The sequence below is a fragment of the Demequina aurantiaca genome (assembly GCF_000975135.1).
Taxonomy (GTDB): Bacteria; Actinomycetota; Actinomycetes; order Actinomycetales; family Demequinaceae; genus Demequina; species Demequina aurantiaca.
In genome coordinates, this window is sequence record NZ_BBRF01000001.1 from 831,398 (window position 1) to 844,206 (window position 12,809).

Here is a 12,809-nt window from a genome sequence, read left to right on the forward strand (position 1 = left end):
CCAAGGTCGTGGTCATCTCAGAAAATTGGTCAGAATGGATGCATGGAAACCTCGTGGGAAGACCGCATTGATCAGTTTTGGGACCAGATGGATGACTCAAAGCCGGATCTCATGCTCGACCAGATGCGTGAACTCATCGCTCAACGTGACGTCGGTGACGGAGCTGCGTTGTTCGAGTGGGCATCCGTTCACGACTCGTTGGGCAGAACCCGCAGTGCGATCGAGCTGTATCGTCACGCCATAGAAGCGGGTCTCGACGACGAGCGTGCGCCTCAGGCTTCGCTCCAGTTGGCGAGTTCGCTGCGCGCCGAGGGCTCCCCAAAGGAGTGCCTCGCCGTCCTAGATGCCTGGGAGGCGACCGGAACCGATGCATCGGCCGTGGTGGGGCAAGCGCCAGCGGTTGTGCGCGCCTTGGCGCTACACGATCTGGGACTCACCACGTTTGGCCTACAGGTGGCCCTGATGGGGCTGGCGGAGACTCTACCTCGGTATAGCCGCTCCATGAAGGCCTACGCCGAGGCCATGACGAAAAACTAGCCGCGCGACTGCTGCTTGATGCGGGCGTGGATCTCGTTGACCTGGTTGTACATCTGACGACGCTGCGCGATCTGGTCCTCGACCTTCTTGACCGCGTACATCACCGTGGTGTGGTCCTTGCCGCCAAAGTGGTCACCAATCTTGGGTAGCGACAGATCAGTGAGCTGGCGGCACAGGTACATCGCAATCTGCCGCGCCGTGACATAGACACGACTACGGCTCGTACCGGTCAGCTCGTCGATGGTAATACTGAAGTACTCGGCGGTGATCGAGATGATGGTGGCCGCGGTGATCTCAGAGTCGTCGTCTGAAATCAGGTCCTTGAGCACCACCTGGGCGAGGCTCAGGTCGACCGGCTGCTTGTTGAGCGCCGCGAAAGCGGTCACACGAATCAGCGCACCCTCCAACTCACGGATATTGCTGGTGATGTTGGAACCGATGTATTCGAGCACGTCACCCGGGGCCTGAACATCATCGGCCTGTGCCTTCTTGCGAAGGATGGCGATGCGGGTCTCGAGGTCAGGGGGCTGAACGTCCGTCATGAGGCCCCACTCGAAGCGGGTGCGCATGCGGTCCTCGATGCCTGCCAGATTGCGGGGGCTGACGTCGGCCGTGATGACGACGTGTTTTCCGGCGTTATGCAGAGCATTGAAAGTGTGGAAAAACTCTTCGAGCGTCTGTTCCTTGCCCTGCAGGAACTGGATATCGTCCACCAGCAGGACGTCGACCTCGCGGTACTGGCGCTTGAAGCTCAGCGACCGATCATCACGAATCGAGTTAATGAAATCGTTGGTGAACTCCTCGGAGTTCACGTACCGCACACGGGTATCCGGTTTGAGGTGACGCGTGTAGTGACCGATCGCGTGAAGCAGGTGCGTCTTGCCAAGTCCCGAGTCTCCGTAGATGAAGAGCGGGTTGTACGTCTTGCCGGGTGACTCAGCGACTGCCAGTGCCGCGGCGTGCGCGAAGCGATTGGATGAGCCGATGACGAAGGTATCGAACGTATACCTGGGGTTGAGGTGCGGATCCTCGATGGGCGCGACCCTGCGTGGTGGGCGCGGCGTGTGGTGCTCACCGTCATCGTTGGCACGCGCTGGGCTCGGTGGGCGAATAGAGGAATCCACGGTGACGGCGATTCGAATGTCATGGCCTATCACCTCGCTGAGAGCCTCGGTGAGTGGCCCTCGAATGGTGGACTCGACCTTGTTCTTGGTGAACTCTTCGGCGACGGCAAGGAACACGTTGCCCTCGACGACCGCCAGGGGCTTGATGAGCCGGAGGAATGAACGGTTCTGTGGCGAGAGTTCATCGTCCTCATGCAGCAAGTCGACCGCTTGCGACCACACTTCATCTATGGTCTGAGTCAACTCGTCTGAAGCCACGTTTGCGTTCGCCCTTTCTGCTTGTCCACAGCATTATCCACAGGGGTGAATGGGCTGTCATCTTTTCGTTACTCAGCTCATCGGCGTGTCGCTGCCAACAAACGAGGCCGAGATGGTGGAGCCTATCTTGTTCAGGCGGTGTAACCAACGCGAGACGTGTGATTTGACCACGGTTCTAGTTCGGCGTAACGTTAGGTCGCTGATTTGACCCACCCCTCAAACGTCTTGGAGTACTCCCGTGAGCAAGCGGACTTTCCAGCCGAATGTACGCAAGCGCGCTAAGACGCATGGCTTCCGCCTGCGTATGCGCACCCGTGCCGGCCGATCCATTCTTTCCACCCGTCGTCGCAAGGGCCGCGGCAAGATCTCGGCATAACACTTGCTTCCTGCCAGCTCTCGGATGCGCGCGGCCTCGGACTTCCAGTTCGTGATGCGTCGCGGTTCCAAGAGCGGTCGGAAGACGGCAGTGGTTTACCTAGCGCGAACCGGCGATGCGACGAGCATGGCCGGTTTTGCCGTATCTAAAGCAGTGGGAGGCGCCGTGATTCGCAATCGAGTCAAACGTCGCATGCGCGCCATCATGGCCGAGCTCCTTCCCACTCTTCCCCCTGGTAGCGGCGTAGTCGTGCGCGCCCTCCCGGCATCGGCCGACGCTACCTTTGCTCAGTTGCATGCCGACCTTTCCGGCGCCCTTGCGGCGGCCGATGCGAAGGTCGCCGCATGACAGGTCAGGTGGCGAAGGCGGCGCGAGCCGTGGCATCCGCGCCAAGTGCGGCGCTCATCTTCACTATTCGCGGCTACCAGTCGGTAATTTCTCCCCTGACCGGTCCGCGTTGCAAGTACTACCCCTCGTGCTCTCACTACGGCCTCGAGGCCATCCAGCGCCACGGAGCCCTGACGGGTAGTGCGCTGGCGGCATGGCGTGTGCTTCGGTGCAACCCGTGGAGCAACGGCGGCGTCGACGACGTCCCTGCTCCGGGTCAGAAGCGCTTTCGAATTTCCCGCAACAACGCCGCGATGGCGACCACCGATGATGCCGTCGCCTCCCCTCGCCTTCATTCTCTGACCAGCAACTAAGGACAACCATGAACTTTATGATCATCTTCCGGCCCATCGAGATTGTCGTGGCCGACATCATGGTGGTCTGGCACACCATGCTGACCTGGCTGGGTATCCCTGCTGACTCTGGTGCAGCATGGGCGTTGTCGATCGTGGGCCTCGTGGTGACCATTCGCCTCATCCTGGTGCCGCTGTTCGTGAAGCAGATCAAAGCGTCGCGAGCGATGCAGATGATCGCGCCAGAGCTGAAGGCCGTGCAGGCCAAGTACAAGGGCAAGAAGGATGCGGCGTCTCGTGAGGCCATGAGCCGCGAGACCATGGAGCTGTACTCCAAACACAAGACCAACCCCTTTGCTTCGTGTCTGCCCATGCTGGTGCAGGCGCCTATCTTCTTCGCGCTGTTCCGAGTACTCAACTACGAGATCAGTCCCGATGCCGCTGGTATCGGTTGGCTCACCCCTGAACTCGCCGCACAGGCAGATTCAGCGACCCTCTTTGGCGCACCGTTGTCGGCCACGTTCCTGCAGGCAGATGGCAACATTCACGTTCAAATTCTCGCGGCTGTGCTGATCATCGCGATGGTCGCCACCACCTTCACCACGCAGCGCCAATTGACCCGCAAGAACATGCCAGCATCGGCGCTCGAGGGCCCTATGGCTCAGCAGCAGAAGGTGCTGATGTACGTCCTCCCATTCATCTTCGTGATCTCTGGACCCAACTTCCCCATCGGTGTTTTGATCTACTGGACCACGACCAACCTGTGGACCATGGGACAGCAGTTCTACGTGATCCGGCGCAACCCCACTCCGGGCTCCGATGCTGAGAAGACGTACAAGGCGCGTATGGCAGCCAAGGCGGCCAAGAAGGGCACGCCGCTCATCGACAACACCGATCCCGAGCACCCCGTGATCGAGGCCGGCGAGAGCAGTGGCCAGCGTGTGCAGCCCAAGAAGAAGCCGCGAAAGAAGCGATAGCCCTCGACTGGTTAGCGCCCGGCGCTACTTCACCCCATAGAATTTCCACCGCCGCACCGCGGGCAGTTGCTCTCCCGTGGCTATCACCGAAAGAATCCCGATGACTGAATCAACCAATACCTCCTCCCTCGACGCTGAGGGCGACGCCGCCGCGGACTTCCTTGAGGAACTGCTCGACATCTTGGACATGGACGGCGATATCGATATCTCTGTCGAGGCCGGCCGCGCCAAGGTTGCCATCGTGTCCGATGGTCCCAATCAGAACCTCCGTCGGCTCGTCGGCCCCGATGGTGAGGTGCTCGATGCGCTTCAGGACCTCGCCCGCCTCGCGGTGCAGTCCGAGACTGGAGAGATGAGCCGTCTGATGCTGGACATCACTGACTTCCGTGCGGGCCGACGCGAGCGCCTTGCGGAGGCAGCACGCGAAGCGGTGGCCAAGGTCAAGGAGTCCGGCCAGGCGCTGGCGCTCGACCCCATGAACGCGTTCGAACGCAAGGTTGTTCACGACGTGGTTCTGGAGTCTGGGCTGAAGTCGGAGTCCGAGGGTGAAGACCCTTCGCGCCACGTCGTTATTCTGCCTGCAGGCGAATAGAGACGAGATCTCGTCGCCGCCTCCACTGTAGTGACGGGGTGGCGCGTAGTGTTTCACGTGAAACAACCGGGGAGGTGTAGGGGATGACCGAATCGCATCACGAGGAGTCCGGCTCCTCAGCATCAGGCGGCGACCCTGTGGTTTCGTCTACCCCAAGGTCGGGTTCAGTGGTTGATGATGTTGACCCCGCGCTGCGTACCCTGACGGGGGATCCCCTCAACGACTCCCCCGCACTCGAAGAGTTCTTTGGTGAATCGCTCGGACGCGTGCGGTCGTTCGCTGAGCTCCTCGCCGACCAGGGAATCCTGCGTGGGCTCATTGGCCCGCGTGAGTTGACCCGCATTTGGGAGCGGCACATCCTGAACTCGGCTGCTTTGGCCCCCTTCTTACCGAACGGCACGCTCGTAGACGTCGGCTCAGGGGCTGGCCTGCCGGGCATGGTTCTCGCGGCAATGGAGCCATCGCGTCCCGTTGTATTAGTAGAGCCCATGGAGCGTCGCACGGCCTGGTTGTTTGAGGCTGCCGAGGCGACGGGAATCGACAACGTCACCGTCGTCCGTGGTCGAGCCGAGGAGGTCTCCGACGTGGTCGAGGCCGACGTCATTACTGCGAGGGCCGTGGCTTCGATCGACAAGCTCGTGAAATGGTGTGCCCCGCTACTGTCGCCGACCGGTCAGATGGTGTTCCTCAAGGGACGGTCAGCCCCTGATGAACTAGAGCGTGCTAAGTACGTGCTGCGCAAGCATGGTCTTCAGGGTGCCGTGCATTCAGCCCCCACGATCGCGGGGGTTGACGCCACGACCGTCGTGACGCTGACTCGGTCGTAGCGTCCCCCTCGCCCTGTCACTAGGCGCTCGAGTTATCCCCACAGTTATCCACAGACGTTTTAAGCGGGAAATGGTGCGATATGCACCGCCTCTCCACAGGGATGCGCACTCGCTGAGCGTTCGTGGTGCGGCGTCTCGTCGCCGCACAGACGGGCTGTTTCACGTGAAACAAGTGTGGAGTGTTCACCGTGATATGCCGAGCTCCGCGTCTGGCTGTGGAGTTGTCTGAGAGCGGTCGATGCTGAACGGCAGTTGGTCCAGACCGCCGGGGGTAGGGGTGGACGAGGTTGGGCGACGCTGCGGTTCCCGGGGATGACGTGGGCGAGCACGACCCTGTCGGGTGGGATTCGTAGCTTTGGGCGCGCTGTCGAGCGAGCGTGCCCGGGTGACAGCTTTGGGAGGAGCCTCGCCCGGAAGTGCTTGTATTGCTTGTGCGGAGTCCGAGCTCGCTCAATGAAAACGGGCGCGATGCAAACGGGCGCTGTTCCGAGGAATGGTTGAGGAGGATCTGGCTGAATGTTGCTGGTACAGGTCAGACCTAGGAGGGCGAGATAGCGGGGGGTCGGATTGGTGGCTTGCTTGGTCGGTGGCGGAGCGGGGGCCTGGGGGACTTCGGTTGCACGCTCGCCTCAATGTGCTGTCGCGACTTGCCCTGCTCGGAACCTCTCTCGCCGCGGTTCGGTGCCAGTTCCGTTCGGTGTCAGGCCGTGCGGTGATACGTAGACCCAGTCACGTTGCTGTGAGGTGGCAGTTTCACGCGGTGACTCCCGCACGCGGTAGTGACGTGGCACCGTGGTGAGACTTGCGGTGGTGAAACGACACGGTGATGTTTCGATACGGTGTCTATTCAATACGGTGTCTTTTCAATGCGGTGTTGATTCAACGCAGTGACTTATCGAGGCATCGACGCATCGAAGGTCTGTGTTTCACGTGAAACACAGGGGAAGCACGGTTTCCCCACATAGCGCGGGTTCGCATGAGGGCGCTACGGTAGTCGGGTTGCGTGTTTTCAGCAGTGGGGGCGTGAACTGATCAGCAATTGGTGGTCAATCGGCGTCCTGTTGGTGCACGAAGGGTGATGTGAAGCGAAGGCACACCGCCTCGATTGACTGCCACGGAGCGACGCGGGTGGAGACGTTGTCTTGAGGCGCAGTTCCTGAGTTGAGCGACGGTGGCGCAGTGGTGAGGCGCCGAGGCAACCATGGCCGGCTCTATGACGGATAGGATTTAGCAGGATCCAGCTAGCGGACGCCCGTTGAGTTCGCTCAGAATTGCTGGCCCCGAGTCGAAGTACTGCTCGGGATTCTTTAACAAGTAGTTGCGACACCTCTTAGGGTGGCGTGCGGTGCGCTAGGGCCTCGGGTCAATGGCGCGGACAGGAGTAGTGCGTGACGGAGTCGACGCCCCTGAATCAGGGCGGTGCAACAGCATCTGCAAACTCCACCAGCGACGAGCCGACGCCCATCGCGGGCTCGTCGTCCAAGGGTGGTCGGCGCGGAGTCCCCGTGTACACGCCGGTAGAGTCGGGACGAGTCGCTCGGGAGGTGGATTCCGGGGGCGCCGGGCCCCTGGGTGACGCTGCTACTCCTAAGGAAGCTCAAGCGGCCCTGCCCACGGGAGGTACTAGCGCCGGGGAGGGTTCCGACGTCGTCGACGCACTCAATGTTTCACGTGAAACTGCCGATGACGCATTCGCAGGAATCACCGAAGACGACGAGAGCCCGTTGGCGAGGGAAATGATCGAGACCGAACGCAAGCGCCGCGCGCTTGAGGCGACGGACTTTCCCCGGCCTAAGAAGACCCGCATCATCACCGTCACTAACCAAAAGGGCGGCGTGGGTAAGACCACGACCTCCGTGAACCTCGCCGCAGCGTTAGCCTCGCGGGGCGCCAATGTATTGGTGATCGACTCCGATCCTCAGGGCAACGCGTCGACCGCGCTGGGCGTTCCGCATCACGCAGGGACACCGTCGATCTACGACGTTCTCCTGGATGATGAGCCGATTTCCAAGGTCGCGCAGCGTTGCCCCGACATCGACACCCTGTGGTGCGTTCCTGCGACGATTGACCTTGCCGGCGCGGACATCGAACTCGTCTCAGTGGTCCGACGAGAATTCCGTCTCCACACGGCTATTCACGAACTCCTCAAGGGCGCGGGCAAGAACCTTGACTACATCTTCATTGACTGCCCGCCCAGCCTGGGGCTGCTGACGCTCAATGCGATGGTGGTCTCCAACGAGGTGCTCATCCCCATTCAGTGCGAGTACTACGCGCTCGAGGGCCTCACGCAGCTCATTAAGACCGTCGATATGGTCAAGAAGCACCTGAACCCGGAGATTCACGTCAGCACGATCGTGCTGACGATGTTCGATGCCCGCACCAATCTGGCACGCGAGGTCGCGTCCGAAGTGCGGTCGCACTTCCCGGAACAGACGCTTGAACAGACGATTCCGCGCAGCGTGCGGGTATCTGAGGCCCCCAGTTTCGCGCAAACCGTGATGACGTACGACCCCCACTCGACCGGTGCAGTCGCCTATCTGGCTGCAGCCAAGGACATTGCGGAACGCGGACAGACCGCTTCCGACCCAGGAGGACAGCTGTGAGCAAGCCAAAACGAGGACTAGGTCGTGGCCTGGGTGCGTTGATCCCCACTGAAGCGAGCCCGCAGGCGCCCTCCGGTCCGCGCCCCAGCGACGTCTTTTTTGGCGAGTCGGCCAAGGACCCGGCCCAGCAGCAGGCACCTGACACATCGGCGAGCGACACGCCGCCCCCAGCGACGGCGAGCGAGCCCATGTCGTCCGACGCGGGGGAGTCTGAGTCAACCCTGGTGCCCGTACCCGGAGCGACGTTCGCTCACATCGACCCCTACGCGGTGGTTCCCAACCCTCGTCAGCCACGGACGGTGTTCGACGAGGAGGCCCTCGCTGAACTGGTCGGTTCTATTCGTGAGATCGGCGTGCTCCAGCCCATCGTGGTGCGCACCAACCCCACAGGTGAGGGATTTGAGCTCATCATGGGTGAGCGCCGTCTGCGGGCGTCCAAGGAAGCCGGCCTGACGGAGATCCCCGCGATTGTCCGTGAGACCGAGGATGTGGACCTGCTTCGCGACGCGCTCGTGGAGAACTTGCACCGCAGTCAGCTCAACCCTCTCGAAGAGGCCGCTGCCTACCGCCAGCTCCTGGACGACTTCGGGATCACCCACGAGCAGCTTGCCGAGCGGATTTCTCGCTCACGCCCACAGATTTCCAATACGCTCCGCCTGCTGAAGCTTCCCCCGCCCGTGCAGCGCAGGGTCGCAGCGGGAGTCTTGAGCGCCGGACACGCCCGCGCCCTGCTGGGCCTCGACAACCCTGACGCAATGGACCAGCTGGCCACGCGCATCGTGGCGGAAGGACTTTCCGTGCGTGCCACTGAGGAGGCCGTCACGCTAGGGGTGGAGGTCAAGCCCGAGAAGAAGGGTTCAGTGCGCTCAGGTGGCCACACTGCGGCGCTTGATGACCTCTCCGCTCGACTAGGAGATCACCTCGACACTCGGGTGAAGGTGCAACTGGGTCGCGCTCGCGGGAAGATCACCATCGACTTCGCAACTGTTGAGGACCTCAATAGGCTCGTCGCCCTGATCGACCCGACGGACCCGGGCGTCTTTAAGTAGACAAGATCGTCCGTTAACGGGGTGAGGGCCAGCAATTTGCGCCAGATTAGACCCCGAAAAGTTGTGTGAGAGCGATTCTAAGCGCCGCGCCGCATTGCCTCGGTGGCAATTCGCTCGCAGATTGCGCCCAGATTGTCTCCTGACGCACCGACGGCCTGCGGAAACAGCGAGGTTTCTGTCATTCCGGGGGCGATATTGACGTCGATCACGTTCGCGGCGCCGTCACTGAGGATGATGTCGATCCGCGAGTAGTCCCGCAAACCAAGCTCTTGGTGCGTCATCAAGGCGGCCCTCTCGACCTGCTCGATCTCCTCGGCGCCTAGCCTGGCGGGTACGAAGTACTCGACACGGCCCGCGTTGTATCGGGCATCGTAGTCGTAAGGTCCGTTGCTGACGATCTCGACCGCGGGCAGTGAGCGTGCCTGGTCGCCGGTACCGACCACGGAGACAGCCACCTCGGTACCCACGAGCGCCTTCTCCACGAGGGCAGCCTCGCAATAGGCAAAACAGTGCACCATAGCTCGTGACAACTCGGAGCGTTCCGTCACAAGCGTCACGCCCAGCGCCGATCCGCCGCGGGCCGGCTTGACCACCAGCGGGAAGGAAAAGCTCTCCTCGACGGCATCCAACACGTGCTCGGCGCCCACGTCGCGGAATAGCGTCTGGGGCAGCGCAACACCGTGGGGCGTGGTGACGCCGGCACGACGGAGCACCTCTTTGGCGACGGGCTTGCTCCATGCGACACGCGCAATGCTCGACGAGGTGCCCACAAAGGGCACACCCGTCAGCTCGAGCAGCGCCTGAAGGGACCCATCTTCACCGGCGGCGCCATGAAGTAACGGCCACACCACGCCATCGTCAATATCGCGCAAAGTTTCTACCACATTTGCATCAACGTCGCGCAATCGGGCCTTGACTCCACGCGCACGCAAAGCCTCGCGAACCCGCCGGCCCGATCGGACGGACACATCGCGTTCGTGCGACATGCCACCAGCCAGGATTGTGACATCCATCAGTGCCTCCTTGGTAGTGCTCAGACGATGTTGGGTGAGGGGAAGTCGACTTGCCCTGAGGGCCGGCCACCATTGGTGCCGAAGATCTTGACGGTCTCGAGTTCGTCGTCGATGACGCCCGCTAGGCGTCGCACGCCCTCTCGGATCGCCTCAGGCGTCGGGTAGCAGTAGGACAGGCGCATGAAGTTGGCGCCCTGTCCGTCGTAATAGAACGCGGTGCCCGGAACATACGCGACACGCGCCGTCACCGCACGCGGCAGCATCGCCTTGGAATCCAGGCCGTCGGGAAGCTTGACCCATACGTAGAAACCGCCGTCGGGAACGTTCCACGACGCAGACGGAATGTACTCCTCGAGCGCACGAATCATGGCATCTCGGCGCTCCCGATACTGCTCACGGAACTTCTTGATCTGACCCTTCCAGTCCGCGTGCGTGAGGTAGGTCGAAATGGCAAGCTGCGAGGCATTGGAGGGGCAAAGAATGGCGGCCTCGGAGGCGAGAACCAACTTCTCGCGGACGGCGTGAGGCGCGACGGCCCACCCGACACGGAAACCAGGAGCGAAGGTCTTGGAGAATGACCCCAGGTAAACCACGCCATCTTCAGACATTGAGCGCATCGCGGGAAGCGGCTCGCGGTCAAAGCCGAGCAACCCATACGGGTTGTCCTCGAGGACCAGGACGCCGTAGCGGGCGCAAATTTCCAGTACCTTTGGCCGACGCTCAAGCGACAGGGTCACGCCGCCAGGGTTGTGATAGTTGGGCACCGTGTAGAGAAACTTCACCCGTTTACCGTCGGCCTTGAGCGCGGCGAGGGTGGTTTCGAGGTCCTCCGGGATGAGCCCGTCGGCGTCCATGGGCGTGTGAACGACCTCCGCCTCGTGGGCACGGAACACTCCCAGGGCGCCCACATAGGACGGGGCCTCGGCAACCACCACGTCACCCGGATCGATGAAGATATTGGTGACCAGGTCCAAAGCCTGCTGCGAGCCGGTGGTCACTACAACATCGTCCGCATGGGCGTTGATGCCCTCGAGCTCCATCACCTCGACAATGTGCTCGCGCAACTCCTCGTGACCCTGACCGGACCCGTACTGAAGTGACTTCTCACCGCGCTCGACGACGAGGCGCTTCATCATCTCGCCGATTTCCTCAAGGGGGAGTCCGCCGATGTAGGGCATGCCGCCTGCGAGAGAGACTACCTCTGGCCTGTCGACCACCGAAAACAGCGCACGCACCTCTGAGGCGCGCATGTTGTGGGCTCGCGCGGCGTACGAGTCAAACCAGGGGTCGAGTCGGCTGCCACGGGATTCGGACGCGTTCATGCGAGCCAGTCTCCCACGCCGCGGCCACTCACAACAGCATCGGCGGCGGTCAAATGACGCGAGGCGCCAGTATGGCGCCCCGCGGCACCTGGACTTAGGCCAAAACCTCGTCGATGTAGCCCGTCAGCGTGGGCTTGGGCTTCGCTCCGGTAACCGACTTGACGATCGAGCCGTTCTTGAAGAAGTTCAGCGTCGGGATAGACGTCACGCCGTATGCCATCGCGAGCTCCGGGTTGGCATCGGTGTCGATCTTCACGATCTTGACCTTGCCGGCGTACTCAGAGGCGATCTCGTCCAAGATGGGTGCCACGGCGCGGCACGGACCGCACCACGTTGCCCAGAAGTCCACGAGCACCGGAATGTCGGACTCGAGTACCTCGGCCTTGAAGGTGTCCTCGGACGCGGCGACAGGGGACGTGAGGACGGCGGCCGCGGGGGCCTCCTCCTCGACCACCACGGCGTCGCCCGATGCGACGGCTGAGTCCTCGAGAGCGTCCAGGTAGTGCTGGGCGTCCAGGGCTGCGGCGCAACCTGAGCCCGCGGCGGTGATGGCCTGGCGGTAACGGTTGTCCACCAGGTCGCCGGCCGCGAACACACCGGCCACGTTGGTCGCGGTGGTGCGACCCTGGACGAGGACGTAGCCCTCGGCGTCGGTGTCGATGACGTCGGTCAGAAGCTCGGAGCGGGGAATGTGGCCGATGGCGACAAACAGTCCGGTGGCCGCGATGGTGCGCTCCTCGCCGGACTCGACGTTCTTGACGATCACGCCGGAGACCTTGTCGCCGCCCTCGATGCCGACCACCTCAGAGTTCCACTCGAACTCGATCTTGGGGTCGTTTGCCGCACGGTCGGCCATGATCTTGGAAGCGCGCAGCTCGCCGCGGCGGTGGACCAGCGTCACCTTGGAAGCAAAGCGCGTGAGAAAGGTAGCCTCCTCGACGGCAGAGTCGCCGCCACCGACCACCACGACCTCCTGGTCGCGGAAGAAGAAGCCGTCGCACGTCGCGCACCAGGAGACGCCCTTGCCACTGAGACGCTTCTCATCCTCGAGGCCGAGTTCGCGGTACGCGGAGCCGGTCGAGAGGATGATTGCCTTGGCGGAGAAGGTCTTGCCCATGCCGGTGGTCACCGTCTTGACGTCGCCCTCAAGCGACATCTCGGTGACGTCGTCAAAGAGTACCTCGGCACCAAAGCGCTCAGCCTGTGCCTGCAGCGTCTCCATGAGTTCGGGGCCCTGGATTCCCTCGACGAAGCCGGGGAAGTTTTCTACCTCGGTGGTGTTCATGAGGGCTCCGCCAGCGGTGACGGAACCGGCGACCACCAGGGGCTCCAGTCCGGCGCGCGCGGCGTAGATGGCGGCCGTGTAACCGGCGGGGCCGGATCCGACGATGATGACGTTGCGGGTGTCGCTCACAGTGACTTCCTTGCTTGGGTTTGGCGGTAAGTGTATA

The 12,809-nt window shown here is 62.3% G+C and carries 13 protein-coding genes and 1 pseudogene; 9 read left to right on the top strand and 5 right to left on the bottom strand.

The features are described from left to right. Nucleotides 1–42 precede the first annotated feature (42 nt). Complete coding sequence (locus tag AOP73_RS03700; protein ID WP_061963254.1) at nucleotides 43–537, top strand: tetratricopeptide repeat protein; 495 nt, start codon at nucleotides 43–45, stop codon at nucleotides 535–537. Here AOP73_RS03700 and dnaA read toward each other — a convergent pair. Beyond that, nucleotides 534–1,919 (bottom strand): chromosomal replication initiator protein DnaA, encoded by a 1,386-nt coding sequence (dnaA, locus tag AOP73_RS03705; protein ID WP_061963255.1) that lies wholly within the window; start codon nucleotides 1,917–1,919, stop codon nucleotides 534–536. The two genes, AOP73_RS03700 and dnaA, sit on opposite strands and share 4 nt — an antisense overlap. 238 nt (nucleotides 1,920–2,157) lie before the next feature. On the opposite strand from dnaA, the gene rpmH reads away from it, so the two are divergent. From rpmH to AOP73_RS03740, 8 genes are all read left to right on the top strand, one after another. After that, complete coding sequence (gene rpmH / locus AOP73_RS11700; RefSeq protein WP_084622331.1) at nucleotides 2,158–2,295, top strand: 50S ribosomal protein L34; 138 nt, start codon at nucleotides 2,158–2,160, stop codon at nucleotides 2,293–2,295. A gap of 3 nt (nucleotides 2,296–2,298) precedes the next feature. Beyond that, nucleotides 2,299–2,643 (top strand): ribonuclease P protein component, encoded by a 345-nt coding sequence (rnpA, locus tag AOP73_RS03710; RefSeq protein ID WP_061963256.1) that lies wholly within the window; start codon nucleotides 2,299–2,301, stop codon nucleotides 2,641–2,643. Then, on the top strand, nucleotides 2,640–2,996 hold the full coding sequence (gene yidD, locus AOP73_RS03715; RefSeq protein ID WP_084626533.1) for a membrane protein insertion efficiency factor YidD: 357 nt from the start codon (nucleotides 2,640–2,642) through the stop codon (nucleotides 2,994–2,996). The genes rnpA and yidD overlap by 4 nt, the downstream gene beginning before the upstream one ends. Before the next feature lie 8 nt (nucleotides 2,997–3,004). After that, nucleotides 3,005–3,952, top strand: coding sequence for a membrane protein insertase YidC (yidC, locus tag AOP73_RS03720; RefSeq protein ID WP_061963257.1), 948 nt, complete (start codon nucleotides 3,005–3,007; stop codon nucleotides 3,950–3,952). A gap of 100 nt (nucleotides 3,953–4,052) precedes the next feature. Beyond that, nucleotides 4,053–4,544 carry a Jag family protein gene (locus AOP73_RS03725; protein ID WP_061963258.1) on the top strand — a complete coding sequence of 164 codons (492 nt, stop codon included), beginning with the start codon at nucleotides 4,053–4,055 and terminating at the stop codon, nucleotides 4,542–4,544. A gap of 83 nt (nucleotides 4,545–4,627) precedes the next feature. Further along, a complete protein-coding gene (rsmG, locus tag AOP73_RS03730; protein WP_084626534.1) occupies nucleotides 4,628–5,371 on the top strand; it encodes a 16S rRNA (guanine(527)-N(7))-methyltransferase RsmG in 744 nt (247 codons plus the stop codon). Between the two features lie 1,388 nt (nucleotides 5,372–6,759). Continuing rightward, nucleotides 6,760–7,974 carry a ParA family protein gene (locus AOP73_RS03735; protein ID WP_304524099.1) on the top strand — a complete coding sequence of 405 codons (1,215 nt, stop codon included), beginning with the start codon at nucleotides 6,760–6,762 and terminating at the stop codon, nucleotides 7,972–7,974. Further along, nucleotides 7,971–9,023, top strand: coding sequence for a ParB/RepB/Spo0J family partition protein (locus AOP73_RS03740; RefSeq protein ID WP_061963259.1), 1,053 nt, complete (start codon nucleotides 7,971–7,973; stop codon nucleotides 9,021–9,023). Before AOP73_RS03735 ends, AOP73_RS03740 begins: the two co-directional genes overlap by 4 nt. 77 nt (nucleotides 9,024–9,100) lie before the next feature. On the opposite strand, the gene AOP73_RS03745 is transcribed toward AOP73_RS03740, so the two are convergent. The 4 genes and pseudogenes from AOP73_RS03745 to trxB form a co-directional block, all read right to left on the bottom strand. Then, nucleotides 9,101–10,036, bottom strand: a complete 936-nt coding sequence (locus AOP73_RS03745) for a D-alanine--D-alanine ligase family protein (RefSeq protein ID WP_061963260.1) — start codon at nucleotides 10,034–10,036, stop codon at nucleotides 9,101–9,103. Between the two features lie 20 nt (nucleotides 10,037–10,056). Next, complete coding sequence (locus AOP73_RS03750; protein WP_061963261.1) at nucleotides 10,057–11,358, bottom strand: aminotransferase-like domain-containing protein; 1,302 nt, start codon at nucleotides 11,356–11,358, stop codon at nucleotides 10,057–10,059. A 94-nt stretch (nucleotides 11,359–11,452) separates the two neighbouring features. Beyond that, nucleotides 11,453–11,815 (bottom strand): thioredoxin, encoded by a 363-nt coding sequence (gene trxA, locus AOP73_RS12165; protein WP_236683549.1) that lies wholly within the window; start codon nucleotides 11,813–11,815, stop codon nucleotides 11,453–11,455. Continuing rightward, nucleotides 11,813–12,772, bottom strand: a pseudogene (trxB, locus tag AOP73_RS03755) (thioredoxin-disulfide reductase); the annotation flags it as partial. The gene trxA and the pseudogene trxB, both read right to left, overlap by 3 nt. Nucleotides 12,773–12,809 lie beyond the last annotated feature (37 nt).